The organism is Vibrio sp. CB1-5 (assembly GCF_059412285.1).
Genome location: NZ_JBJHPB010000027.1, coordinates 17,085 through 42,574 on the forward strand (window position 1 = coordinate 17,085; position 25,490 = coordinate 42,574).

Sequence of the window (25,490 nt, forward strand, 5' to 3'; positions counted from 1 at the left end):
ACCACATCAAAGTGGGCTGCAATACATTGTAAAATAGAGATTTAATTTCTAATTACATTTCATGAAGACATAAAAAAACCACCGTTAGGTGGTTTTTTTTATGTCTATAAAGCGCTATTAACTAAAGATGCTATTTAGCGTTGCGCTTGGGCGCATCAAGGTCGAAGCTTTCGAGTCACTTGGCTGGTAGTAGCCGCCAAGATCACCCGTCACACCTTGAGCGCTGTTTAGCTCAGATACAATGATGCTCTCGTTAGATGCAAGCTGTTCTGCAATCGGCGCGAACTCATCCGCTAATGCAGCATCTTCAGTTTGCACTGCCAGAGCTTGAGCCCAGTAAAGCGCTAGGTAGTAGTGAGAACCTCGGTTATCAAGCTCGCCCACTTTACGTGATGGCGACTTGTTGTTATCTAGGAACTTACCTGTCGCAGCATCTAACGCTTTAGCCAGTACATTCGCTTTCTCCTTTCCAGAAACAACCGCTAGGTGCTCCAGAGAAGCCGCAAGAGCCAAGAACTCACCCAACGAGTCCCAACGCAAGTGGTTTTCTTTTTGAACCTGCTGAACGTGCTTAGGCGCAGAACCACCAGCACCCGTTTCAAATAGGCCACCACCATTCATTAGCGGTACGATAGACAGCATTTTCGCAGAAGTACCAAGCTCAAGAATTGGGAACAGATCCGTCAAGTAATCACGAAGTACGTTACCTGTGACTGAAATCGTATCCAGACCTTCTTTGATACGCTCTAGCGAGAATAGCGTAGCTTCTAGAGGCGATTTGATGTGAATTTCAAGACCTGCTGTGTCGTGCTCAGGTAGGTATTGGTTTACCTTCTTGATAAGCTCGGCATCGTGTGCGCGATTTTCATCCAGCCAGAATACAGCTGGCGTGCTAGAAGCACGTGCACGAGTCACTGCCAACTTCACCCAATCTTGAATTGGCGCATCTTTCACCTGACACATACGGAAGATATCACCTTCCTCAACCTGCTGCTCAATAAGTACATTGCCTTCCGCATCAACAACAGAGACCGTGCCCGCTGCATCTAGGATGAATGTTTTATCGTGTGAACCATATTCTTCAGCTTTTTGTGCCATCAGGCCAACGTTAGGCACACTGCCCATTGTTGTTGGGTCGAACGCACCGTGCTGCTTACAAAAATCAATCACAGCTTGATAGATGCTCGCGTAGCTGCGATCTGGGATCATAGCTTTAGTGTCTTTTTGCTTACCATCTGGTCCCCACATTTGACCAGAAGAGCGAAGCATTGCTGGCATAGACGCATCAACAATGATGTCGCTTGGCACATGCAGGTTAGTGATGCCGCGGTCAGAATCAACCATCGCTAGTGGCGGCTGTGTCTCGTACACTGCGGCAAGATCAGCTTCAATCTCTGCTTTTTGGGCCGCAGGTAGCGAAGTGATTTTCGCGTATACGTCACCAATACCGTTGTTAACGTCAACACCTAGCTCGTCAAATAGCGCTGCATACTTGTCAAAGACCGCTTTGTAATAAACTTTAACCGCGTGGCCAAAAATAACCGGGTCGGAGACCTTCATCATGGTCGCTTTCATATGCAGCGACAACAACACATCTTGCTTCTTCGCTTCTTCAATCTGCTCTTCAAAGAAAGCAACCAGCGCGTTTTTGTTCATCACTGAAGCATCAATGATTTCACCCGCTTGAAGTACCACTTTGTCTTTAAGAACCTTTGTTTCACCAGAGGCTGACGTGAACCGGATCTGCACATCTGTTGCGCTTTCGGTAGTCACCGATTTTTCGCTGCCGAAAAAGTCATTACCAGACATGCTAGCAACATGCGACTTAGAGTCTTTCGACCAAGCGCCCATTGAATGTGGATTTTTCTTCGCGTAATTCTTAACAGACAATGGCGCACGACGGTCAGAGTTACCTTCACGCAATACAGGGTTTACCGCACTACCTTTGATTTTGTCATATGTCGCTTTAACAGCTTCTTGCTCAGCATTTGCTGGCTCTTCTGGGTAGTCTGGAAGATCATAACCATTCGCTTGCAGCTCCTTGATAGCCGCTTGTAGCTGAGGAATTGAAGCAGAAATGTTTGGAAGTTTAATGATGTTTGCTTCTGGCGTTTTTGCCAGTTCACCAAGTTCAGCTAGAGCATCACCGATGCGCTGCTCTTCTTTTAAATAGTCAGGGAAGTTAGCAATAATACGCCCTGCTAATGAAATATCTCGTGTATCAACATCAATACCAGAAGACGCGGTGAATGACTGAATGATCGGTAGCAATGAATATGTTGCCAGCGCTGGCGCTTCATCAGTAATGGTATAGATGATTGTCGGCTTTTCTGTAGGCATGAAATTTCCCTATCGTTCTAATCGGGCTGAGCACCCTTATCAATTAACGCCTCCAAGTGGACGGCGTAAACGTTGCGACTGGACACCAATCGGTGGGCAAATCTAAGACAGTTTCAGATGAAAACCCAAGGTTTCGGCGTAGTTTTGTTCAGTCGAACGAAATCCTAAGCACTTATAATTAAACAAAATTGGTCAATTAGTCTATTATCTTGTGCGTTATTCCTGTTTTTGAGCGCGCTCATGATAGCTCAAAACACTCGTAGACAAAACCAAACCACACAGTTTGTTTACATTTTTGCAAGGTAGTTAACATGACAATTAAAACAACGCGTAAAGGCTCCCCTCGCCCGAATCGCTCATCATCAGGTCAATTCAAACAAAAAAGCCAACATAAACCCCAACAAACTGGACAGACCAGAAGGCGTAGACCTGACGCTTCTTCAAAGCCTGAAAAAAAGCGCCCAGAGCCACGCGATCGCAAAGTCATACTGTTCAATAAACCCTACGATACACTGAGTCAGTTTACTGACGGTGAGGGAAGAAAAACGCTGGCAGACTATATTCCAATCAAAGATGTTTACGCAGCTGGTCGACTTGATCGTGACAGTGAAGGTTTGATGGTACTCACCAACGACGGAGTGCTACAGGCGAGACTCACTCAGCCACAGTCGAAGTCCGAAAAGACGTACTGGGTTCAAGTTGATGGAAACCCTAGTGAGTCTGATCTAGATAAGCTCCGCAACGGTGTTGAACTCAAAGATGGGCCAACATTGCCAGCCAAAATTGAGCGCATGCAAGAGCCGAGCGTATGGGACAGAGAGCCGCCTGTGCGCTTTCGTGCCAATATTCCAACGACATGGTTAAGCATTACCATTATTGAAGGTAGAAACCGTCAGGTGCGCCGTATGACGGCCAATATTGGCTTTCCGACGTTACGCTTGATTCGCGCCAGCATGGGGAAGTATGCGCTCGAATCCCTTCAGCCCGGCGAATGGCGTGAAGTGCCGGCAACAGATGTTATTTAACCGATAAGCCTTGATACAAAACCACCGACCTAATCGGTCGGTGGTTTCAAGTCAGCGGCAAGAGGTTAGTTGGCGATTATAGCGCGTACTTTCTCAAGATCTTCTGGGGTATCAACACCGGCAGGTGGCGCGTCCATAGCAAGGGCAACATGTATGCGCTCGCCGTACCAAAGTACTCTTAACTGCTCTAACGACTCTATTTTCTCGAGCGCGCTAGGTGCCCAGTTAATGTAGGTATTAATGAAGCCTGCCCGGTAAGCATAAATGCCGATATGACGCATCAGAGGCTGTTTAGCGGCTGATTTAGGCTCACTAGCGTACGCATCGCGATCCCACGGGATGGTTGCACGGCTAAAATAGAGCGCAAATCCACTTTGGTCCGTGACCACTTTCACTGCATTCGGGTTAAATACTTCGGCTTCATGCTCAATGGCCACACCTAACGTGGCCATTGGCGCCTGGCTAGACTGAAGATTCTCCGCTACCTGAGCAATAATGCTGGCAGGAATCAACGGCTCATCCCCTTGTACATTGACTATGGTGTGATCATCATCGATACCCATCAATTTAACCACTTCGGCTAAACGCTCGGTACCAGATTCATGATCCGGTGACGTCATGCACACTTCACCACCAAAGGCTTGTACCGCAGCTTCAACACGTAGATCATCCGTTGCGACGATGACACGCTGGGCACCAGATTGCTTCGCGCGCTCATAAACGTGTTGCACCATAGGTTTACCACCAATGTCAGCCAAAGGCTTACCCGGCAAACGCGATGAGTTGTAACGAGCTGGAATGATAACCGTGAATGCCATTTAGCGCCCCTCTTCCATACTCATCTGGCGCGCTTCAGGTTCAAGTAACACCGGAATACCCTCTTTGATAGGGTAGGCAAGACGGTCTAGCTTACAAATAAGCTCTTGTTTATCTTTATCGAAGGTTAGCTTTCCTTTGCATACTGGGCATGCGACGATCTCAAGCAATCTATGATCCATAACTCTCTATTACCTTTTTAATTTCTTGTAGTATTTGCTCACTGTCTTGGCGACTAAACTGTGCTGACACCGGCAAATACCACCAATTATCCTTTGAAAATGAGCGGCATTTTACCGCATCTTTCTCGGTCATAATGACGTTTCCCACGCCATGACCAAATTCTGCTAGCTTCGTCTCATCAAACGCTTGGTGGTCAGCAAACCCTTGCGTTTTTACTAAGTTCGCACCGAGATGATTTAAGGTGTCGAAAAAGCGAGGGGGATGACCAATCCCGGCAAATGCAGCTAAGGCACCTAGGTCCTCTACCGAAGCCGTTTGGCCGTTGCTCAAATTAATCGCCGCGTCCGGCGCAAGGGTGAAACGTTTTTCGCGATGACTCGCCGCTTTGTGTTCAACATCTCCGCCATTGACAACCAGAAGGTCAACTTCATCGAGCCTAGACAATGGTTCTCGTAGAGGGCCTAATGGAATGGCTTGCTGATTGCCAAAACGCCTCACACCATCAATTACGACGATCTCATAAGCTCGCTCAAGCGCATAATGCTGTAAGCCATCGTCAGTGATGACGACATCAACTCCGAGCGACTCCAAGCGCTTAACTGCGTTAGCTCTAATCGGGTCCACACAGACCGGCACCTGAGTTCTCTCAAATATTAACTTAGGCTCATCACCACATTCGTTTGTGGCAGTATCTGCGGTAACCAACAACGGATAAGCACTCGCTTTTCCGCCGTAACCACGTGAAACCACACCCGGTTTCTTCCCCTGCTTGAGAAGCTGTTCAACTAGCCACACTACCATCGGCGTTTTACCATTGCCGCCCGCGGTGATGTTACCCACAACGATCACTGGCAAGCTAGAGCGATAACTTAGCTTATCACCCATAGCATAAGCATTGCGGCGTTTAGCAGCGATAAGACGGTACAGCTTGCTCAGTGGCCAGAGCAGCGGCCACAATAACAACCCTAGAGGGTGCTTACCAAACCAGAGTTGCTCTATCACTAGTGGTCACCAAATTGGATTTTATGCAGCTGAGCATAAGCACCTTGATGATTGAGCAGGGTCTTGTGATCACCACGTTCAATGATCTCACCATCATCGACCACCAAAATTTCGTCCGCTTCTTCAATTGTCGACAGACGATGTGCTATCACGAGTACCGTTTTGTCTTTCTGTAGTTCATCTAGGGCGGCTTGGATCGCTCGTTCAGATTCAGTATCGAGCGCCGAGGTCGCCTCATCCAAAATCAAGATAGGTGCATCGCGAAGCAATGCTCTCGCTATAGCAATACGTTGACGCTGGCCTCCAGAAAGACTTGCGCCATTCTCACCAATTACGGTATCCAAACCTTGGTCTAGGTTGTTGATAAACTCCATCGCATGCGCCAACTTAGCGGCGTGCTCTATCTGCTCACGAGAGAACTGACCGTCCGTCGCATAGGCGATGTTGTTAGCAATAGTATCGTTGAACAAGTGTACATTTTGCGATACCAACGCAAAGTGCGTACGCAAGTTGGTCAGTTTAAAGTCTTCAATCTTGTGCCCATCAAGCTCGATACTGCCGCTATCAATGTCGTAGAAACGAGTAAACAAGTTAGCGATGGTACTTTTCCCTGAACCTGAACGCCCCACTAATGCGATGGTTTTTCCTGCCGGCAAATCAAAACTCACGTTGCGAAGCGCTGGTTTCTCGGTGCCAGCGTAGGTGAACGTGATGTCTTTCACCGCAAGGTCACCTTTCACTTTCTCGATCTCAATCGTGCCTTTGTCACGTTCTACTTCAAGATCCATCAGGCTAAACAGGGTTTGGCTCGCAGCCATACCGCGCTGGAATTCTGCCGTCACACCTGTCAGAGCTTTAAGGGGACGCATTAATGAGAACATGGCAGAGAAGATCACCGTAAAGGTACCGGCAGTCAGTTGCTCACGAACCTCATCAAAGCTCGCCAGATACAGAACAGAGACAAGTGCAAGAGACGCGATCATTTGAATAACAGGGTTTGCAATCGCAGACGCCGCAACCATCTTCATGGTTTGCTGTCGCATTTGGTTGCTCATATCATCAAAACGAGCTTTCTCTACTTGTTGGCCACCGTAGCTCAATACCACTTTGTGGCCCTTGAGCATCTGCTCTGCTGATGTCGTCATATGACCCATAGACGTCTGCATGTTGTGAGAAATCTTACGAAAACGCTTAGAGACAAAACGAATTGCCCAAGCAACGACCGGAGCAACAACCAGCAGAACCAATGAGAGCTGCCAACTGCTCCAAAACATTAGGAACAGTAGACCAAGAATACTTGCCCCTTCACGGACAATGCTGACCAGCGATCGGCTCGTAGCTCCCGCAACCTGTTCTGAGTCATAAGTAATTCGAGACAGTAGGCCACCCGTCGATTCTTTATCAAAAAACGAGACTGGCATGTGCATAAAATGACTAAAGATGCCTCTTCGAAGGTGCATGACCACATTGCCGGATACCCAGCTCAAACAGTAAGTGGAGACAAATCCAGACAAACCACGAATCAGCATCATGCCAATGATGATAAGCGGGAGGATTTTTAGGAAATTGGATTCGACGTCACCAAACCCTTCATCAAGGAGAGGTTTCAGCAACGAAAGCATGTAGGTATCTGCGGCTGCGTTGATGACCAATGCGATCACCGCCACGACTAAACCTGTCTTGTATTCACGGATATACGTCCACAACCGCTTGAACGTTTGCAGCGTGGTTTCGTCTTGATTTTGTGACATAATTCTTTATCGTTTCTTTTTTTACTATCCCTTCATTCTACTCTGCTTCGTAACATCTGCCTATACCAAGGGTCGAGGTATTCTGACCTCACAGTGGAAACGGTGATTTCTTGACCAGAAAAATCGAAGCTAACCTGCCCATCGACACCTGTCTCAAACCACACACTGCCATTTTGTTGATATTGCTCTCGAACCCGAGGACTAGGAAGCGACCATCTTGACTGAAATCGTGTCGATGCCACAACGTTTTTTGCCTCAATCGTTCGATGTAAAAAGGAAGAAGATGATGTTCTACTACCATGATGAGGCACACTCATCACATCGATTGACAAAGGCTTAAGGTGCCTTGCCAGCAATATCTCACTCACTTTTTCTATATCGCCAGTTAGTAACAGTCGCTTAGATTGATTTCCGTTTTCAAAGGTCACCAGCACTACGCAAGAATGGGGATTATAGGCTCGGTGAACTCGCTTCGGTGGCCAAAGCACAGTAAACTCCAGCGCCTTCCAACGCCAGTGAGTACCCTGAACGCATTGCGTGCCCGTGGTATTTCCCTCTGGGCGGCGAATCCATGTTGGATGCCAGCGATTTTGTAGTGCCAATACGCCACCAGCATGGTCATTATCGCCATGACTGAGAATGAGCCCTTCTACACGCGATACCCCAGCAGCAATTAAATTTGGCGTTACGACGGTATCTGCCATTGAAAAGTGATCATTAGCGCTCCCAGTGTCATAAATGACCGCTTCCTCTCCTTGAATAATAGCTACCGCCAAGCCGTGTCCCACATCAAAAAACTGGATCGAAACCTCAGACTCTCCCCCTATACAAAACCTCATCGCTATCGTGAGCAGGACAAATATGTAGAGCGCTTGCTCAGATAACCATCGATAGAGCAGTACCATAACTACCAATGGCAGCAAAAATACAAGCTCCATGACGCCAATATCCCACCAAAATAAAGGCGCAAATCCAAGGGCGAATTCGAGTGGAGTCAAAGCAACATCGAGAATATCCCAAAGCCAAACAAGGTGAGTCGTGACCATAGATAGCAATGCAGAGAGCAAAGATAGAGGCACTATACAAACGCTGAACCACGCAACAAACAGAACGTTATAGAGCGCCCCTATCAAAGACAAACCATGGAATAAATAACCAACAATTGGAACAAAGCACAGAGACAGCACTAAGTGTAGTGAAAGCGCCGTCACTATTGCGTTCTGCTGTCGCTTTGTCGCCAACCAAGTGTGGGTTAGCACGAGTAATATCACTGCTGAAAAGGAAAGCCAAAAGCTAAGGCTTGCAGCGGAAAATGGAACTAGGGTTAATACCGCTGACGATGCTAACAAGATGATCACCAACCGATGAATTCTTGCTTGCCATAGTAGCAACCCACTTATGACCGCCAACATGATCAGCGCCCGTACTGTTGAGATAGCGAAGTATCCCAAAGCGCAATAGGACAATGCGAAAACAAAGCCAATAAACAAACTGAGCGGTAAACCATAAAGCGTCAACCAAGCTCTCGCTTTGGAGCGAAGCACAATTTTGATGAGAGTAAAAACCATGGTCGCTACCGCATAACCCAGAGCAAACACGATCCCCACATGTAACCCTGAAATCGCAATAAGGTGAGAAAGACCACTATACTGAAGCTGACGCCGCATCTCATCGCCAAGCTCACTGCGGTCTCCAAATATCAGTGCGAGGTAGAGTCCTTGAAATCGGCTGTGCTTTGTTGCACTGCGAACAGCGCGGTGAAAACTCGCTCGCCAATGTGGGCGACTTACTACAATAGTATGATTTTTGGTCGACAGAGTGACATTAGCAGCGATACCTTGTGAAAAGAGATGTTTTTCTCGATCAAATCCCGCTCTATTTAGCGTCCCAAATATAGGATTAACAGACACTGACGCAGTGATAAAAGCACCAGGAGGTAAAGCGGTCGGCGACCTTAGCAACACTTTAGGTCGTAAAAGCAACGGGATTTTCTGATCATTAACTGTGAGAACAGTGGCTTGAACTTCATTGCCATGAGTTATTTTCTTAAAATAGCTGTCAACTCGCGCTTTTATGGTAATATCTGTGCCAAATTGAAAAAGTACCCTAGATTGGTACTTGAAAAGGTTCCCTTGTATCAACGCTAAGGACATTGCAATAAACGCCGCAGAAAGTATCCAGCGACGTGTTATTAGGCAGGCGATACTTATCAAGGACGCCGGGATCAACCAAACAGTACTTGGCATCACAGGCCACCAAACGGCGCTAATCAGTACGAATGAATAGCAAAGTGGAACTGCGATGCTTGTTAACAGAGCCATGTTTTCCTATGCCAAGAAAGTTTATTAAACGTTTCATGCCTGATCACGAGATGATCAAAAAACAAAAGGCATTGAAAGTGTTCGGCAATGTCCTCTACAACCCGAACTTATGGTGCCTAAACCGTCGCTCTGCGGCAGGCGCATTTGCGGTTGGCCTGTTTATGGCGTTTGTACCACTACCAAGTCAAATGATCATGGCTGCTGGCCTTGCGATTCTATTTGGGGTGAACTTACCTCTATCTGTTGCTCTCGTTTGGATCAGCAACCCAGTTACCATGCCTGTACTGTTCTATTTCGCCTATAAAGTTGGCGCATTCTGTATGAACACTCCGCCGCAACCGTTCCATTTCGAATTATCGTGGCAGTACCTCTCTGAGCAAATGGCAACGATCGGTCCTCCGTTCCTACTCGGCTGCACAATTTGTGGTGTCGTGAGTGCGCTTGCCGGCTATTTCGGTATTCGTGGACTGTGGCGCTACTCTGTTGTTCGCAGTTGGCAACAGCGCTCCACACGTTAATTGGATAGCTTCCCTAGCGCAACGAGACTCGCTGGCTCTGTGAGTCAGGCAAAATGAAGTTGAAACTGATAAGTCAGACATCAATTAAAAACAGATAGCAACGAAAAAGGACCACATGATGTGGTCCTTTTTGTCTTTAAGACTGTGATAAAAATAAGTCAGTGATATAAAGTCACCGTCCAATTTGGATAACTACTTAGCACTGAGAACCGTAGCTGGGTTGAGTTGACTGGCTTTTGTAGCCGGATACCACGTCGCGATAAGACTGAGCAAGGTTGCAGTACCCGCTACCAATAACACGTCATTCCAAACCAGTTGTGATGGTAAAAAGTCAACAAAGTAAATGTCCCCAGATAAGAACTTATGCCCAAGTAGCTCCTCCAATGAAGAAATGATAGGCGTTAAGTTAAGCGCAACAACACTACCGATGACACCACCGACAACACTGCCTACTACTCCAGAGAATACCCCCTGCCAGACAAAAATCCTCTTTATCAAACCATCCGTCGCGCCCATAGTGCGCAGAATCGCAATTTCAGAGGCGCGATCTTTCACCGCCATCATGAGCGTCGAGACAATATTAAAACAAGCCACTCCAATAACCAGTACCATCACAAGATACATAATGGTTCTAACCAGCTGAATATCGCGATACAAAAAACCGTATTTTTGCTTCCAACTACGAAGATACACATACTCGTTAAGGGTGTTACCGACTTCACGCACCACTAATGGTGCATCAAACACGTTGTCTACTTTTATCGATACCCCCGTGACTCTGTCACCAAGTCGCGCATAACTTTGCGCATCTTCCAAAGGTACAATCGCCAAGCTATGGTCAATCTGACCGTTGAGCTCCAGTAATCCGGTTACTTTTACTCGAACACGTCTTGGAGATTGTACTTTGCTGGTATCGCCACTGGTTGGGATCATTAATGTGACGTAGTCTCCCACATCCACGCCCACTTGCTGTGCAACACCTTGACCTAAAATCACTTGTTGTTCGCCGGCTTTGAATTCAGACCACGCGGCTTGCGATACAAAGCTTGGCAATGTCGAGACTTGACTCTCAAGCTCAGGTGAAACGCCTCTCAATTCAACCGCTTTGAGTTGAGCACCTTTTTCCACCAGCGCCGTTAAGCGCACATAAGGCGCAGCCCCTTCGACTCGCGAGTGATTGAGCGAGGCATCAACGACATTTTGCCAGCCACTAATGGGCGCATTAACACCTTCAAACTCGCCATGGGCAATAACCGACAGCACTCGGTTTTTCAGCTCACGCTCAAAGCCGTTCATCGCTGACAGACCAATAACAATGACCGCAACGCCAACCGCAATTCCAACGATGGATGACATGGAAATAAACGAGACCATTTTGTTACGCTGCTTGGCTTTACTAAAGCGTTTGCCTATAAAAAACGATAATGACACGACTGCTCCTTACTTATGCGCCAACTGTCGTCGCAGTTGTAGCTGCGTTGACCAGCAGGCCATCTTGCATGTGCAGCTGTTTGTCCATTTTTGCTGCTAGCTCATTATCATGAGTGACCACCAAAAATGCCGTACCATATTCACGATTCAAGGTGCGCATCAGATCATAAATGGACAGCGCTGTTGTATGGTCTAAGTTACCCGTCGGCTCATCGGCGAGTACCAAATCTGGCTTGTTCACCAAAGCTCTAGCAATCGCGACACGTTGACGTTCACCACCGGATAGCTCAGAAGGACGATGCGTTAATCGGTGCCCAAGTCCCACCCGCTCCAAAAGGTCACTCGCCTCCTGACGTGCCTGACTAACCTTGACACCACCAATCAATAGCGGCATAGCAACGTTTTCGACAGCAGTAAAGTCACTCAACAGGTGATGAAATTGATACACAAAACCCAAGTGTTGGTTACGCAGCTTGGCTTGTTGATTTCCGCCCATTTCCAGCAATGACTGGCCAAGGAACTCTACACGTCCTTCGCTTGCTTCATCGAGCGCACCCAACACATGCAGTAATGTTGATTTGCCCGAACCGGATGAGCCAATAATCGATACCAACTCCCCTTTTTCAATATCGAAGCTCACTCCTTTTAGCACTTCCGTATCAACTGCGCCGTCGTGGTAAGTTTTACGAATGTTACGACACGCGATTAATGGATTACTCATATCTAAGGGCCTCTGCGGGTTTCACTGATGATGCTCGATAAGAAGGAAATAAGGTTGCGACTAAGCTGAGCAACACCGCACCAACCACAACAACAATAATTTGATACGGGTTAATCACCACAGGCAATTGACCACCAAAACTAAATAGGGCAACGCCCATCGCATCTAAGAGGCTATTGAGGTTGCTTGCAAGTAGCACACCGAGCAAGCCGCCCACGACCGCTCCCACTGCGCCACTACTCGCGCCTTGAACCATAAAGATAGCCAGCACCTGTCGATCATTCATCCCTTGTGTTTTAAGGATAGCCACCTCTGATTGCTTCTCCATCACTACCATAATCAGTGCAGAGATAATATTGAACGCAGCAACACCAATAATAAGTCCAAGCATTAGCCCCATCATGTTCTTTTCCATGCGCACAGCTTGGAACAGCTCCCCTCTTTGCTCTCGCCAATCACTCCAGCGCCAGCCTTCTGGCAGCGGTTTACTGCTCAGCTCCGAAACAACAAACGGGTCGTCAAAGAACAGTCGCCAGCCACTTGCCTCACCCGCTTTATAACGCATGAGTTTGGCAGCATCTGTAATATGGGTGACCACAAGCTGACTATCGACATCGGAACCCGTGCTGTAAAGTCCGGCAACCGTAAACATACGCTGACTAGGGATCCGCCCAAGAGGCGTGTACTGACTGGCGCTCGTGACCATCAAACGAACTTTGTCGCCCACTCGAACATCCAGCTCGCGCGCCAAGCTGTGACCCAGTAAAACTTGATACTTACCCGCGCTTAACCTTGCTAAGCTGCCACTGACGATTCGAGATCGAATTGGGTCATCACTGTCGGGCTCAATACCAATCATCATTGCTGCTGCAAGTCCTTGATGGCTTTGTAACACTGCTTCACTTCGAACAATAGGTACAGCTGGTTGGCTACTGGCATATTGTGATATCAACGAAGTTGGTTCTTCATCTATTGAGACGCGTCCTGAGTCGTGACTGACCACCGCTTGCGGTAGCACGCCCAAAATACGGCCTTTTAGCTGAGCCTCAAAGCCATTCATTACCGACAACACCGTTACCAGAGACAGCACACCAATGGTGATCCCTGCGGTAGACATATAGGAAACAAATCGACTGAACCGGTCGCCGGAGCGGCCTCTGAGATAACGCAATCCAATAAAAATTGGTAAGGGGTGAAACATAGTGTTCGCCATAGAAAGATAACTACTCGCTAATGTAACCAGAAAATTGTCAGGGTTGTAGCCCTGGATGTCATTTTCCTTTTAAATTACCGACTTTTGCCGAATTCATCGGCCGTTTTCTTGATAAGTAACGGATACGCAGAGATAATTAACAGATGTTGATTTAGGGAAAAACTATGCAGCACAACGACTTCTTTACCGTAAACGGACCGCTGAAAGCAAACATTGAACCACTCGCTATTGGCTCACAGCTTCCTGAATTAACGGACTATATTGCGGAAATCCCGCCTTCATTCGTTGCATCAAGCGAGTTCAGTCAGCTTGATCAAAAGACAGATGCCGCCCAGCACGAGCTTAACCAGCACAACCTAAAACATGTTGCTGAGCTGCTTGAACAACAAAATAGCAAGCTCAATTTGCTGCTCAACTACATGATCGCGCAGCAAGACGAACCGGAGCTCCGTTATATCACTAGAAGCTTTGGCGCCAGCCAGTTAAGCTACGTCAATAGCGACGCCTTGCAAGTTGGGCAATACGCCAAACTGAAACTGTTTTTAGATCATCCACCTTCTGGCGTCTATTGTTATGCTGAGGTTACTCAAGTAGATCCGCAAGACGACGGTTTCCTCATCACGCTTTCCTTTGTTCGTATTTTGGAAGAGCACCAAGACCTTCTTATTAAGGCAGCCTTACATCAGCAACAAAAACTGCTTCGTCAGCGCTCGTTAGATAGAGAAAACAATTAATCCATTATGAGTCATTCTCCACTACTTCCACTGAATGCCCCGCAAGGCAAAGGTGATAAAAAACATATCGGCAACCTGATTGGCGGCGCACTCGCGCTGTCTATCGGTGAGCACGCATTAGCCCATAACCAACACACCTTACTGGTGGTGCCGGATCCTCAGCTGGCGCTAAAGCTTCAAGGTGAGCTAGAGCAATTCTATCCCGGTGATGTTGCTCTCTTCCCAGATTGGGAAACGCTGCCTTATGATAACTTTTCACCCCATCAGGACATTATCTCTGACCGCATCGCTCGACTTTACGCCCTGCCTCAGCAAACTCATGGCATTACCATAGTGCCTGTGAGCACTCTGCTACAACGTCAAAGTCCGCGCGACTATCTGATGCAGCACACCTTAATGGTGAAAACAGGCGACCTGTTCTCTCTCGATAAGCTCAGAGTACAGCTCGAGAACTCAGGCTACCGCCATGTTGACCAAGTCTTTGGGCCGGGTGAATACGCTAGCCGCGGTTCCATTTTAGATCTCTACCCGATGGGCAGTTCTGCCCCTTATCGCATCGACTTTTTCGACGATGAGATCGATACCATTCGCACCTTCGATCCAGAAAATCAGCGCTCAATCGAAGACATTTCAGAGATCCGCCTGCTGCCAGCGCATGAGTTTCCGACTACCAAGGAAGCCATCGAAGAGTTTCGAACTCGTTGGCGTCATCAGTTTGATGCCCGACGCGAGCCTGAATCCATCTACATGCAAGTGACGAAAGGGACTTGGCCTGCGGGTATTGAATATTGGCAACCGCTATTCTTTGATCACACGGAAACCCTATTTGATTATGTCAGTGATGACGCACAGATCATCATGGTGGGAGAAGTAGAAACGGCCGTCGATAATTTCCTAACTGATGTCGATAGCCGTTACGAACAGCGTAAAATCGACCCACTTCGACCATTGTTAGCACCCAAAGAGCTGTGGCTAGAAAAGGATGAGTTCTTTAGCCGTCTTAAGCAATATCCACAGCTGCAATACCAGACGGATGCGATCGAAGAGAAAGCAGGACGCACCAATGCCCCTGTAGAGGCGCTACCGGACATTGCGGTAAAGCACCAGCTAAAAGAGCCGATGGCACAGATCCGTCAATTCACCGAGCAATTTAGCGGCAATATAGTCTTTTCAGTGGAATCAGAAGGTCGCCGAGAAGCGTTACTCGAGCTCCTACATCGTATTAAGCTTCGCCCTATTGAGCAGAGCAATCTGTCTGGAGCTCTGGCCAGTAATGAACGCTTCACACTGATCATCGGCCAATGCGAACATGGATTCCGCTACCAAGACCGCTTTGCACTTATCTGTGAAAGCGACATGTTGGGTGACCGTGTTATCCAACGCCGCAAGAAAGAAAAACGCTCGATAAACAGCGACACAGTAATTCGAAACCTCGCCGAGCTAAAACCCGGACAACCTGTCGTGCACATCGACCACGGCATTGGCCGCTATGTGGGCTTACAGACACTTGAAGCTGGCGGAATGACCACGGAGTATGTAACGCTTGAGTATCAAAACGATGCTAAGCTCTACGTGCCTGTTGCGTCGCTAAATCTTATTGGCCGATATTCTGGGGGCGCCGAAGAATCCGCACCGCTGCATAAACTTGGCGGTGAAGCTTGGACGAAAGCGCGCCGTAAAGCCGCTGAAAAAGTTCGAGACGTTGCCGCAGAGCTGCTTGATGTCTACGCGAAGCGCGAACTCAAACCTGGCTATAAATTCAAACTAGACCGTGACCAATACGCCACCTTTAAAGCAGGCTTCCCATTTGAAGAAACGGATGATCAAGCTCAGGCGATCAACGCGGTCATGTCGGATATGTGCCAACCAAAAGCAATGGATCGCCTAGTTTGTGGTGACGTAGGTTTTGGTAAAACAGAAGTGGCGATGCGAGCAGCCTTTGTCTCCACGGACAATGGCAAACAGGTTGCGGTTTTGGTGCCGACTACCCTACTCGCCCAGCAACACTTTGAGAACTTCCGTGATCGCTTCGCTAACCTGCCAATCCGAGTCGAAGTGCTCTCGCGCTTTAAGTCAGCCAAAGAACAAAAAGCGATTCTACAAGATGTCGCAGATGGCAAAGTCGATATCGTTGTGGGTACCCATAAGCTACTGTCCAGTGATATTCGATTCAAAGATTTAGGCCTGCTGATCGTTGATGAAGAGCACCGCTTTGGTGTCCGTCAAAAAGAAAAAGTAAAAGCAATGCGAGCGGATGTTGATATTCTGACACTGACCGCAACGCCAATTCCAAGAACACTGAATATGGCCATGAGTGGTATGCGAGACTTATCGATCATTGCCACACCACCCGCCAGACGACTGGCGATTAAAACGTTTGTGCGCCAAAGCGAAGACAGCGTGGTTAGGGAAGCGATTCTCCGTGAGATCATGCGTGGTGGTCAGGTCTACTTCCTACATAACCAAGTAGAAACCATCGAGAGGGTTGCCGCTGATCTTGAAAAGCTGGTTCCGGAAGCTCGTGTCACTGTCGCTCACGGCCAAATGCGCGAGCGCGAACTCGAGCGTGTGATGAACGACTTTTATCATCAACGGTTCAATTTGTTGGTGTGCACCACCATTATAGAAACCGGCATCGATGTTCCAACGGCCAACACTATCATTATGGATAGAGCCGATAACTTAGGTCTCGCGCAGTTGCACCAACTTCGTGGCCGTGTGGGTCGTTCACACCACCAAGCTTATGCGTATCTACTGACGCCCCACCCTAAAGCCATGACCAAAGATGCTATAAAGCGTTTAGATGCTATCGCTTCACTCGAAGACTTAGGCGCAGGCTTCACTCTTGCCACCCACGATCTAGAAATACGTGGTGCCGGTGAGTTGCTGGGTGATGAACAAAGTGGACAGATCCAGTCCGTTGGCTTCTCGCTGTATATGGAAATGCTAGAACAAGCGGTGGAAGCGCTTAAGGAAGGCCGAGAGCCTTCACTAGACGACCTACTACGTGAGCAAACCGAAGTTGAACTGCGGATCCCTGCGCTGCTCCCAGACGATTACATTCCAGACATCAACACCCGTTTGTCGATGTACAAACGCATTGCGAGTGTGGGCAACGAAGATGAACTTAACGAGCTTAAAGTCGAGCTTATTGATCGCTTTGGCCTGCTTCCTGATGCAGCGAAACACCTACTCGAAGTCGCCAAAATGAAGCTTCGTGGTGGCTCGCTGAAAGTGAAGAAAGTAGAAGCGCATGAGAAAGGCGGCTATATTGAGTTTTATCCAGACGCTGACATTAACCCAGCCTTCTTAGTTAAACTACTGCAAGCTCAACCAACCAAGTTTGCGATGGAAGGGCCAACCAAGTTTAAGTTTATGGAATCCTTAACCGATCGCCGTAAGCGCCTGAACTACTTAAACAGCATGCTTGATGAGTTTGAAGCCAATCGACTACCGGCGTAAACGACACAAGTTGAGCCTTGCCAAAACATAAAGCTGATGAATGGCACAAATTGTTTCGGCAACACTTTGTATTAATTGATATACTGGGTCCCACTCACCGACAGTGGCCATCAATGGAGAAACAATGAAAAAGCTGATCCCACTGCTACTCCTATTGGTCTCTATGCCAAGTTTGGCACAGAGACAATTTGACATAGAAGTGATCGTTTTTAAGCGCGCCGTCAATCCTGAAAAAGTGAATGAATCATGGCCAAACGATGTGGCAGACATTGACTTTAGTCGCGCCAGCTCTCTTAACGATGCGAGCTATCGCGCGTCGAAAAATGTCACCGTGTTACCGACAGCCTCTTTTCAGTTAAACGAAGAAGCCAATAAACTAAAGAACCATGCTGGTTACACCGTATTGCTGCACAAAGCATGGCGTCAAGGCGACAATGGTAAAGGCTCTGCACCTATTTTCCGACTTCGTGCAGGTAAGGATTACTCCACAGAGTTTTACTCCGATGGTTCTGAGAAAGGCAGGCTTAGCAACACAACATCACCTGTTGAAGGCGTAACCGAGCAAGCTATCGATAAACCGCTTTATGAGCTCGATGGAAAACTGCAGATTTACGTTCAGCACTACCTCTATGCCGAGGCGCAGCTTGACCTCAAATCACCAAGCACCAAACAAGTGATTGTTGAAACACCATTAAGCGAGGCTCCAGTTGAAATAACAAACGCTGACATAAACACAGAAACAACCACTGATGTCGCACAGCCAGATAGTAATGTTATCGCTGGTAACCTAGAAGCCATTGAGCCACAACGTGAAACATTGACCTTCTTGAAAGACTATCGCCTTGATCAAAAACGTCGTATGCGAAGTAGTGAAACTCACTATCTTGATCACCCTTTAATGGGAATGATCATTCAAGTTAGGCGCGTTCAAAACTAGTCGATACACATCCTTCTAGATACACTCTGTTTTAAAGACTCGCATTGCGGGTCTTTTTTATTTGATTTCCCCAACTCTCAAAAAGCTAACCGAGCTGTGAACTCACTCGCATAAACGTTTATACTCTGTCTATGAACGTCAATTACACTATATACACCAAGCGCTTATGCTTACGCCTGCTAACACCAGAACATGCACTACAGTTTGCAAAAGCGATCCAAACCTCACCGTCACTACATCAGTGGATTGATTGGTGCCACTCAAATTACACCGAAGAAGAAGCACTCGAATTTATCAGTGCCACACGGCTCAATTGGGTAAAAGCGTCGGCATTTGGCTTTGCTTTGTTTGACCGCGATAGTGAAGAGTTTCTCGGTATGGCCGCATTCAATGAATTTTATCATACCTTCAACATGGGAAGCCTAGGCTACTGGCTCAAGGATTCGGCGCAACATCGAGGCTACGCTCTAGAAGCGATGGACGCGATTATTGAATTCGCCTTTGCTCACCTACTCCTTACTCGCTTAGAGATTGTCTGTGACCCGGACAACTCGCCTAGTCACAACCTTGCGGAGCGTTTGGGTGCCACCTTCGAATGTATCGCGCAGAATCGCTACATCTTTAACGGCAAACCGAAAACAGGAATGGTCTACTCTATTACGCCAAACACCCGCAGGACATAGAGCTAACTTCAATTAGGGTCTTATTTTATTGGTCAGATTCGAAACAAAAAAAAGGAAGCTTGCGCTTCCTTTTTTCGTTCAATTTGGATTGAGCTGATTAGCCGTGGTTACGAATCCACTCATCCATGTCTGTTTTCAGGTTGTCAGACTTAGTACCGAAGATAGCTTGAACACCACCAGATACTACAACTACACCTGCTGCACCAAGTTTCTTAAGCTTGTCTTGGTCAACGATTTCAGTGTCTGCTACAGCAACACGTAGACGTGTGATACATGCATCTAGACCAGTGATGTTAGCTTTACCGCCAAACGCTGCAACGAGTTCACCAGCCATTTCGTTACCAGAAACTGCTGCACCTGCTTCTTCAGTTTCGTCTTCACGACCTGGAGTCTTAAGGTCCATTGCAGTGATTACTGTGCGGAATACGAAGTAGTAGATTGCTGCGTATACTAGACCAACACCGATCATCAGGCCAAGCTTCTGAGAGTTACCAGACAGAACTAGGAAGTCGATTAGACCGTGTGAGAATGAAGTACCGTGTACAAAACCTAGAGTGTTTGCAACAACGTATGCAGAACCAGCTAGTAGAGCGTGAATTCCGTATAGTACTGGAGCTACGAATAGGAACGAGAATTCGATTGGCTCAGTGATACCTGTTAGGAACGATGTTAGAGCAGCAGAAGCCATGATACCCATAACTTTCGCGCGGTTCTCAGGCTTAGCACAGTGTGCAATAGCGATTGCAGCAGCTGGTAGACCGAACATCTTGAACATGTAACCACCCGCTAGCTGACCGAAGCCATTACCAGCAGCACGAGACGCTTCGTCTGCAACTAGGTAACAAGTTAGTACGCCGTTTTGAGTTTCGCCTGCAGCGTTAACACAAGTACCTGCTTCGAAGAAGAATGGTACGTTCCAAACGTGGTGTAGACCGAATGGGATTAGAGAACGCTCAACAACACCGTAGATACCGAATGCTAGTTGTGGGTTTTGCTCTGCAGCCCAGTGAGAGAATGCACCGATAGCAGCACCGATTGGTGGCCATACGATAGATAGGATGATACCTAGTGCAATCGCAGTGAAACCAGTGATGATTGGCACAGCACGCTTACCAGCGAAGAAGCCAAGGTACTCTGGAAGTTGGATTTTGAAGAAACGGTTGAATGCCCAAGCAGCAACACCACCGACAAGGATACCACCTAGTACACCTGTATCGATTTTCTCAACGCCCATAACACCAGCCATAACGCTAAGCGTTGCAGTCATGATGCCGTAACCAACGATAGCAGCTAGACCTGCAACACCGTCGTTGTTAGTGAAGCCAAGTGCTACACCTACAGCGAATAGCAACGCCATTTGGCCGAATACTGAGCCACCAGCTTGTTCCATAAGGTTAGAAACCACATCTGGAATAAAGCCAAGGTTGGCAGCACCTACCCCAAGTAGAATACCTGCAACTGGTAGCACTGATACTGGTAGCATCAGAGACTTACCAACTTTTTGCAGGTTAGCAAAAAGGTTCTTAAACATGTTTATGCTCCTGATAAAGTTATTAGTATTTATGGGCTCTAACGGCACACCCCCGTAGCCTAAATGTTAGCACCCATAGAAAATGTAACCACGATTCGAATTATATTTTCTGCCTCTAAATATATCTTGATGGCACTCAAGGTTTCTACACACTTACGAAATTTAGTTTCAAAACTACGTATGGATCACGTTTCGAATCGGCTTGTGTAATGGTTTTCAACCACCTCAAGCAATTGATATATATGTATATTATATTTATATCAATTAATTTCACTGAGTGAATAAAATAGGCTTCTAAGTTATTTTACGTAACATAATTACAGTTTGTGCAGAATCACCTCTTTTTTCTCAACAGAAATCGTTAACATTAAGTTTATTTGAACTTTTCAATTTTTTTCGACAAAAAAGGTGAAAATTGCGCACTTAATGAGCACATGTGCCAAAATTGTTATTTCCTATCTCAAAAAAAGATTGTGATAATTTTTGGTGGTTTTTTCAGCAACCTCAGACAATGACACCCCTTTTAGCTGCGCAATGTAAGCGGCAACTTCGACAACATAGGCTGGTTGGTTCTCTTTTCCGCGGTGTGGAATAGGAGCAAGGTAAGGTGAATCCGTTTCAATGAGCAGACGTTCTAACGGCAATTGTCTCACTACTTCTTTGAGCTCTTTCGCCTGTCTGAAGGTAACAATTCCCGAAATCGAGATGTAAAAACCCAGTTCCATCGCAGCTTGCGCAAAAGGCAAGTCTTCCGTAAAGCAATGAATCACACCGCCACAACGCTCCGCATGTCCATTTCTTAGAATATCTAGGGTATCTTGGCGCGCATTACGAGTATGAATGATGAGTGGTTTGTTCACGTCAACCGCGACTTCGACTTGCTGCTCAAAGCGACGTTTCTGAAGCTCTGCAGTCTCAGGTTGGTAATGATAATCCAAACCGGTTTCACCAACTGCCACAACACGTTTGTCCGCCACATAACGCTTAAACTGCTCCAAACAGAAGTCACTTTCAACATCTAAAGGATGAACGCCACAAGATGCCTTAATTTGCGGATAGGGCTTGATCAGCTCCATCATTGCAGGAAAAGAGTCCAACGTAACGCCAACGGACAAAAGCTGTTCTACGTTCGCGGCTTTGGCTTTATTGAGTACGTCCTGAATACCATCGTGCAACTCATCGTAGTTGAGTTTATCAAGATGACAATGTGAATCTACAAACATAATAATTTACTTAATTAACTATGAAAAATTGGAGGAAAACTGAGGTGATATGCTGTTTAGCGGTCTTGGTCTCTCAGATAGAGTAGACCAAAACCATGTTCAAGGTTAGAACGAGACGAAAATTAACGAACTAAAAACGATATAACCAGTTAGTGACCATGAGTTCGATATTTAGACCACTAGATGCCGAAAGCTGATATTTGAGCTCAGCCAGCGCCTGTGCTTGTTGGAACAAGGTCTGATAGTCGAAGTGTGCTGCTAACTGCTTCGCCTCTGCAGTTATCGTGTCATCATTGACACCGAGCGCATGTTTCTGTGCACTCGCCAACACAAGCCACAGCCAAGAGAGCTGAACATCGACAGCAACATCACTCTTTACCAAATTAGTGGTCAAAGACGACACCTCCGTTTGAGCATTCGTTACTACTTGGATAAATGACTCAAGTAAACCATCGAAAACTTTCTCATGATTTTCTTCAAGGAAAGCTTTCATCACTAAAGGCTCACTCTGACATAGATAAGCAACCCGAGGTGATACCTTTTTGTTGAGTTGCTGCCCTACCCATTCGCAAGCCACCTGTTGTGTCGGTGCAGCAATTTGCCAGACTTCACAGCGACTTCTTATCGTTGGTAACAAACGTTGCGTATTATCCGTTGAGAGGATAAACAAACAGGCGCTAGGCGGTTCTTCGAGCGTCTTCAGCAACGCATTGGCCGCAGAGGCATTCATTCGTTCGGCCTGAGGAACCACAATCACACGATAGCCCCCAAACTGGGAGGACTCCAGCGCCCACTTATTAGCTTGGCGGATCTGCTCAACAGAAAGTGTCTTCTTATCCTTTTCTGGCAGCACCACATGCACGTCAGGATGAGACTCCGAACCTACTAAGCTACAAGCATGGCAAAATCCACATGGCTCAGAGGCATCGTTTTCACACATCAAACCACTTACATAGCGATCTATCAATGCTTGAGGAGCTAAGCCTAGTCGCGCTTGTAATAGCATCGCGCCTGGAATGTGCGCTCGCTCTAGATTGGATTTGAGCTGCTTCCAAGTCGCCGTTTGCCAAGGATACGCCTGCATAACCTTCCCTACTGCTGTGCTAACCAAGCTCTTACCGCTTGGCGAATATCCGCTTGAACCGAATCGATCTCTTGACTGGCATCAATCGTCACAATGCTCGAATCCTCACTCGCTAGATTCAAGTATCGTTTACGCGTACGCTCAAAAAAGCTGATGTCCATTTTTTCGATGCGATCCAATTCACCACGTCCACGAGCGCGCTCAAGACCAAGGCGTGGCTCAATGTCCAAATACAAAGTAAAGTCAGGCTTGAAACTTCCCAAAGCGATCTGTTTGAGCGACGACATGATGTCTGCATCAATTTGACGACCACCGCCTTGATACGCCTGTGAAGATAGATCATGACGATCCCCAACCACCCATGCGCCCTTTTCCAGCGCTGGCTTAATGACGATTTCTACAAGTTGAATACGAGCGGCATACATCAAGAGTAACTCTGAGCGATCTTGCAGCGCCTCACCGGCCTGTTCTTCTTTCACCAAAGCACGCATTTTTTCCGCCAGCACGGTACCACCCGGCTCGCGAGTGTTCTCAATGTGTTCAATGCCTGCTGCCTTTAGTTCTTCGCTCAGGACGTTGATCGCAGAGCTTTTACCAGCGCCTTCGAGGCCCTCAATAACTATGAATTTACCTTGAATCATTTTCGACTTCTTAACTGTTTTAAATACTGTTGAACCGCGCGATTGTGGTCGCGTAGATTCTTTGAAAACACATGGCCACCCGTGCCACTGGCAACAAAATAGAGGTAGTTGCTGTCTTCAGGATTCACTGCCGCCATGATAGACGCTTTACCTGGCATTGCAATCGGCGTTGGTGGCAGCCCATTGATAACATAGGTATTGTAAGGCGTACGTTCGCGAAGATCTTTCTTACGAATATTGCCATCGTATCTGTCGCCCATGCCGTAAATGACGGTTGGGTCAGTTTGAAGACGCATGCCTTTGTTCAAACGGTTGACGAACACTGATGCGACACGTTCACGCTCAGACGGAACCGAGGTCTCTTTTTCAATGATTGAGGCTAAAATTAGCGCTTCGTACTGATTTTTTAACGGCAGTTTCTCTTGTTTCTGCTCCCAGCTCGCATTGAGTATTTTTTCAAGCTTGCTGTTAGCACGTTTTAAGATATCCAGATCACTATCACCAACCGAATAATGATACGTCTCTGCAAGGAATAAGCCTTCAAGCTTTTCATGTTCAATACCTAAAACCTTGGCAATTTCAGCCTCTGTCATTTCCTCTGTCACATGCTCTAAATGCTCAGCAGTTTCGAATTGCTGGCGCCACTCTTTGAACGTTGAGCCTTCGATAAAGGTAATAGCGAGTTGATACTCCTGCCCATGGATAATTTCACTTATGGCCTGCTCGAAATTCATACCAGGTTTAAGCTCAAAAGTGCCGACTTTAATCTGAGTGAGCTCTGGATAGAAGCGACGAATCAATGGCTCGAAGTCTGTTGGTTCGATCCATTGATTGCTGACGAATTTACCTATTATTGTATTGAGGCTATTCCCACGCTGAATCGTCACCAACTCCGGTTGTTCGATATTGAGCGGTTGCGTAATAAATGTCTCAACACTGTTCTTTACATATACAAAGCCGCCAGCAGCTATCGCACATAACACGATGACGAGTAATACAAACTTCTTTAGCACAGACTTAACTTCTCCTGGATCTGTTTTGTTAGTGAGCCTCTTAAAAACTCAACTTCCCTAATTTTAATGACGGGCGCAACCCCTAGAATACAATTGGTAACGAAAACCTCATCAGCCTCTAAAAGAGTCTCTAGACCAAATTGACCAATAGTCACGGTATAGCCTAGCGAGTTCATCGCTTCAAGCACTTGTTCGCGCATAACACCGGAAACACCCGCAAGCGAAAGATCGGGAGTAAACACTTGCTGAGACTTAACCCAAAACAGATTTGCCATTGTGGTTTCAATGACATTCGCTCCCAAATCGAGGACGATGCCATCCATATAGCCAGCATCTTCTACATTAGATTTCGCTAGAATTTGTTCGAGTCGGTTATTGTGTTTCAAGCCCGCCAATAATGGACTGTGCCCTAACACCACGTTTGAAACCGTCAGTTCGACACCATTTTGTCGGAGTTCGTTATATTTCCCCGGATATTCAAAGCAGCTTACCGTGACAAAGGGACCATGATTAACCTTGGCGCTGTAGCCTCGACCACCTTCTCCTCGACTGACGTGCAGCTTGATGCCTGCTTGTGGATCAGGCAGCGCTCGGCTTTCAATATCGTCACGTAAGGTGTTCCAATCTACGGGAGCAATACGCAATGCTTCGAGCGCCTGTTCCATACGCTTCACGTGCTGCGCCCACAGCTGAAGTTTGCCATCTCGCGTCAAGATCGTTGTAAAGCAGCCGTCACCGTATTGAAAACTTCTGTCACTTACCGAAATCCTTTCGATAGGCTGACCATCGCGCCAATGCATACTGTTCCCTTAAAATAACAAAACGGCTCAATGCTAAGCATCAAGCCGTTTAAATACAAGT

General features: G+C 47.0%; 21 protein-coding genes. 6 read left to right on the plus strand and 15 right to left on the minus strand.

Annotated elements, in window-relative coordinates:
• Window positions 1-117: 117 nt before the first annotated feature.
• Complete coding sequence (locus ACJB0T_RS17315) at window positions 118-2,340, minus strand: NADP-dependent isocitrate dehydrogenase (protein WP_479290746.1); 2,223 nt, start codon at window positions 2,338-2,340, stop codon at window positions 118-120.
• Window positions 2,341-2,651: 311 nt separating this feature from the next.
• Here ACJB0T_RS17315 and ACJB0T_RS17320 point away from each other — a divergent pair, with 311 nt between their 5' ends.
• Window positions 2,652-3,365 carry a pseudouridine synthase gene (locus ACJB0T_RS17320; RefSeq protein WP_479290747.1) on the plus strand — a complete coding sequence of 238 codons (714 nt, stop codon included), beginning with the start codon at window positions 2,652-2,654 and terminating at the stop codon, window positions 3,363-3,365.
• Between the two features lie 65 nt (window positions 3,366-3,430).
• Here ACJB0T_RS17320 and kdsB read toward each other — a convergent pair whose 3' ends face one another.
• From kdsB to ACJB0T_RS17345, 5 genes are read right to left on the minus strand one after another with little or no spacing between them, the layout of a single operon-like run.
• The gene (gene kdsB, locus ACJB0T_RS17325; RefSeq protein ID WP_479290748.1) at window positions 3,431-4,183 is read right to left on the minus strand and encodes a 3-deoxy-manno-octulosonate cytidylyltransferase; all 753 of its coding nucleotides are present in this window, start codon (window positions 4,181-4,183) and stop codon (window positions 3,431-3,433) included.
• Window positions 4,184-4,363: a Trm112 family protein gene (locus ACJB0T_RS17330; protein WP_006075338.1), complete on the minus strand. Its 180-nt coding sequence runs from the start codon at window positions 4,361-4,363 to the stop codon at window positions 4,184-4,186.
• Complete coding sequence (gene lpxK / locus ACJB0T_RS17335; RefSeq protein WP_479290749.1) at window positions 4,353-5,366, minus strand: tetraacyldisaccharide 4'-kinase; 1,014 nt, start codon at window positions 5,364-5,366, stop codon at window positions 4,353-4,355. Before lpxK ends, ACJB0T_RS17330 begins: the two co-directional genes overlap by 11 nt.
• Window positions 5,366-7,117, minus strand: coding sequence for a lipid A ABC transporter ATP-binding protein/permease MsbA (msbA, locus tag ACJB0T_RS17340; protein WP_479290750.1), 1,752 nt, complete (start codon window positions 7,115-7,117; stop codon window positions 5,366-5,368). Before msbA ends, lpxK begins: the two co-directional genes overlap by 1 nt.
• A gap of 32 nt (window positions 7,118-7,149) precedes the next feature.
• Window positions 7,150-9,438, minus strand: coding sequence for a DNA internalization-related competence protein ComEC/Rec2 (locus ACJB0T_RS17345; protein ID WP_479290751.1), 2,289 nt, complete (start codon window positions 9,436-9,438; stop codon window positions 7,150-7,152).
• A gap of 8 nt (window positions 9,439-9,446) precedes the next feature.
• Here ACJB0T_RS17345 and ACJB0T_RS17350 point away from each other — a divergent pair, with 8 nt between their 5' ends.
• A complete protein-coding gene (locus tag ACJB0T_RS17350) occupies window positions 9,447-9,956 on the plus strand; it encodes a DUF2062 domain-containing protein (protein ID WP_353496619.1) in 510 nt (169 codons plus the stop codon).
• A 192-nt stretch (window positions 9,957-10,148) separates the two neighbouring features.
• On the opposite strand, the gene lolE is transcribed toward ACJB0T_RS17350, so the two are convergent.
• The 3 genes from lolE to lolC are packed head-to-tail and all read right to left on the minus strand — an operon-like array spanning window position 10,149 to window position 13,309.
• The gene (gene lolE, locus ACJB0T_RS17355; protein ID WP_479290752.1) at window positions 10,149-11,387 is read right to left on the minus strand and encodes a lipoprotein-releasing ABC transporter permease subunit LolE; all 1,239 of its coding nucleotides are present in this window, start codon (window positions 11,385-11,387) and stop codon (window positions 10,149-10,151) included.
• 13 nt (window positions 11,388-11,400) lie between these two features.
• Entirely contained in the window at window positions 11,401-12,108 is a 708-nt protein-coding gene (lolD, locus tag ACJB0T_RS17360) for a lipoprotein-releasing ABC transporter ATP-binding protein LolD (RefSeq protein WP_479290753.1), read from the minus strand.
• Window positions 12,101-13,309 (minus strand): lipoprotein-releasing ABC transporter permease subunit LolC, encoded by a 1,209-nt coding sequence (gene lolC, locus ACJB0T_RS17365; protein ID WP_479290754.1) that lies wholly within the window; start codon window positions 13,307-13,309, stop codon window positions 12,101-12,103. The genes lolD and lolC overlap by 8 nt, the downstream gene beginning before the upstream one ends.
• A gap of 176 nt (window positions 13,310-13,485) precedes the next feature.
• Between lolC and ACJB0T_RS17370 the strand changes: the two genes are divergently transcribed.
• From ACJB0T_RS17370 to ACJB0T_RS17385, 4 genes are all read left to right on the plus strand, one after another.
• On the plus strand, window positions 13,486-14,055 hold the full coding sequence (locus tag ACJB0T_RS17370; protein WP_479290755.1) for a PilZ domain-containing protein: 570 nt from the start codon (window positions 13,486-13,488) through the stop codon (window positions 14,053-14,055).
• Window positions 14,056-14,061: 6 nt separating this feature from the next.
• Window positions 14,062-17,517: a transcription-repair coupling factor gene (gene mfd, locus ACJB0T_RS17375; RefSeq protein WP_479290756.1), complete on the plus strand. Its 3,456-nt coding sequence runs from the start codon at window positions 14,062-14,064 to the stop codon at window positions 17,515-17,517.
• A gap of 124 nt (window positions 17,518-17,641) precedes the next feature.
• Window positions 17,642-18,454: a peptidoglycan binding protein CsiV gene (locus tag ACJB0T_RS17380; protein ID WP_479290757.1), complete on the plus strand. Its 813-nt coding sequence runs from the start codon at window positions 17,642-17,644 to the stop codon at window positions 18,452-18,454.
• 131 nt (window positions 18,455-18,585) lie between these two features.
• Window positions 18,586-19,137, plus strand: coding sequence for a GNAT family N-acetyltransferase (locus tag ACJB0T_RS17385; protein WP_479290758.1), 552 nt, complete (start codon window positions 18,586-18,588; stop codon window positions 19,135-19,137).
• A gap of 97 nt (window positions 19,138-19,234) precedes the next feature.
• Here the strand turns inward: ACJB0T_RS17385 and ptsG are convergent, their stop codons facing one another.
• The 6 genes from ptsG to pabC form a co-directional block, all read right to left on the minus strand.
• Window positions 19,235-20,668, minus strand: coding sequence for a PTS glucose transporter subunit IIBC (gene ptsG / locus ACJB0T_RS17390; protein ID WP_479290759.1), 1,434 nt, complete (start codon window positions 20,666-20,668; stop codon window positions 19,235-19,237).
• 455 nt (window positions 20,669-21,123) lie between these two features.
• A complete protein-coding gene (locus ACJB0T_RS17395) occupies window positions 21,124-21,891 on the minus strand; it encodes a TatD family hydrolase (protein WP_479290760.1) in 768 nt (255 codons plus the stop codon).
• A gap of 130 nt (window positions 21,892-22,021) precedes the next feature.
• Window positions 22,022-22,975, minus strand: coding sequence for a DNA polymerase III subunit delta' (gene holB, locus ACJB0T_RS17400; RefSeq protein ID WP_479290761.1), 954 nt, complete (start codon window positions 22,973-22,975; stop codon window positions 22,022-22,024).
• A gap of 8 nt (window positions 22,976-22,983) precedes the next feature.
• Window positions 22,984-23,616, minus strand: a complete 633-nt coding sequence (gene tmk, locus ACJB0T_RS17405; protein WP_479290762.1) for a dTMP kinase — start codon at window positions 23,614-23,616, stop codon at window positions 22,984-22,986.
• On the minus strand, window positions 23,613-24,629 hold the full coding sequence (gene mltG, locus ACJB0T_RS17410) for an endolytic transglycosylase MltG (protein ID WP_479290763.1): 1,017 nt from the start codon (window positions 24,627-24,629) through the stop codon (window positions 23,613-23,615). Before mltG ends, tmk begins: the two co-directional genes overlap by 4 nt.
• Entirely contained in the window at window positions 24,623-25,429 is an 807-nt protein-coding gene (gene pabC / locus ACJB0T_RS17415; protein WP_479290764.1) for an aminodeoxychorismate lyase, read from the minus strand. Before pabC ends, mltG begins: the two co-directional genes overlap by 7 nt.
• Window positions 25,430-25,490: the final 61 nt, after the last annotated feature.

What these genes read in the sequence shown, in the direction of transcription:
- ACJB0T_RS17315 (WP_479290746.1), bottom strand. Translation starts at nt 2,340, where the DNA reads ATGCCTACAGAAAAGCCGACAATCATCTATACCATTACTGATGAAGCG.
- ACJB0T_RS17320 (WP_479290747.1), top strand. Translation starts at nt 2,652, where the DNA reads ATGACAATTAAAACAACGCGTAAAGGCTCCCCTCGCCCGAATCGCTCA.
- kdsB (WP_479290748.1), bottom strand. Translation starts at nt 4,183, where the DNA reads ATGGCATTCACGGTTATCATTCCAGCTCGTTACAACTCATCGCGTTTG.
- ACJB0T_RS17330 (WP_006075338.1), bottom strand. Translation starts at nt 4,363, where the DNA reads ATGGATCATAGATTGCTTGAGATCGTCGCATGCCCAGTATGCAAAGGA.
- msbA (WP_479290750.1), bottom strand. Translation starts at nt 7,117, where the DNA reads ATGTCACAAAATCAAGACGAAACCACGCTGCAAACGTTCAAGCGGTTG.
- ACJB0T_RS17345 (WP_479290751.1), bottom strand. Translation starts at nt 9,438, where the DNA reads ATGGCTCTGTTAACAAGCATCGCAGTTCCACTTTGCTATTCATTCGTA.
- ACJB0T_RS17350 (WP_353496619.1), top strand. Translation starts at nt 9,447, where the DNA reads ATGCCAAGAAAGTTTATTAAACGTTTCATGCCTGATCACGAGATGATC.
- lolD (WP_479290753.1), bottom strand. Translation starts at nt 12,108, where the DNA reads ATGAGTAATCCATTAATCGCGTGTCGTAACATTCGTAAAACTTACCAC.
- lolC (WP_479290754.1), bottom strand. Translation starts at nt 13,309, where the DNA reads ATGTTTCACCCCTTACCAATTTTTATTGGATTGCGTTATCTCAGAGGC.
- ACJB0T_RS17370 (WP_479290755.1), top strand. Translation starts at nt 13,486, where the DNA reads ATGCAGCACAACGACTTCTTTACCGTAAACGGACCGCTGAAAGCAAAC.
- mfd (WP_479290756.1), top strand. Translation starts at nt 14,062, where the DNA reads ATGAGTCATTCTCCACTACTTCCACTGAATGCCCCGCAAGGCAAAGGT.
- ACJB0T_RS17380 (WP_479290757.1), top strand. Translation starts at nt 17,642, where the DNA reads ATGAAAAAGCTGATCCCACTGCTACTCCTATTGGTCTCTATGCCAAGT.
- ACJB0T_RS17385 (WP_479290758.1), top strand. Translation starts at nt 18,586, where the DNA reads ATGAACGTCAATTACACTATATACACCAAGCGCTTATGCTTACGCCTG.
- ptsG (WP_479290759.1), bottom strand. Translation starts at nt 20,668, where the DNA reads ATGTTTAAGAACCTTTTTGCTAACCTGCAAAAAGTTGGTAAGTCTCTG.
- ACJB0T_RS17395 (WP_479290760.1), bottom strand. Translation starts at nt 21,891, where the DNA reads ATGTTTGTAGATTCACATTGTCATCTTGATAAACTCAACTACGATGAG.
- holB (WP_479290761.1), bottom strand. Translation starts at nt 22,975, where the DNA reads ATGCAGGCGTATCCTTGGCAAACGGCGACTTGGAAGCAGCTCAAATCC.
- tmk (WP_479290762.1), bottom strand. Translation starts at nt 23,616, where the DNA reads ATGATTCAAGGTAAATTCATAGTTATTGAGGGCCTCGAAGGCGCTGGT.
- pabC (WP_479290764.1), bottom strand. Translation starts at nt 25,429, where the DNA reads ATGCATTGGCGCGATGGTCAGCCTATCGAAAGGATTTCGGTAAGTGAC.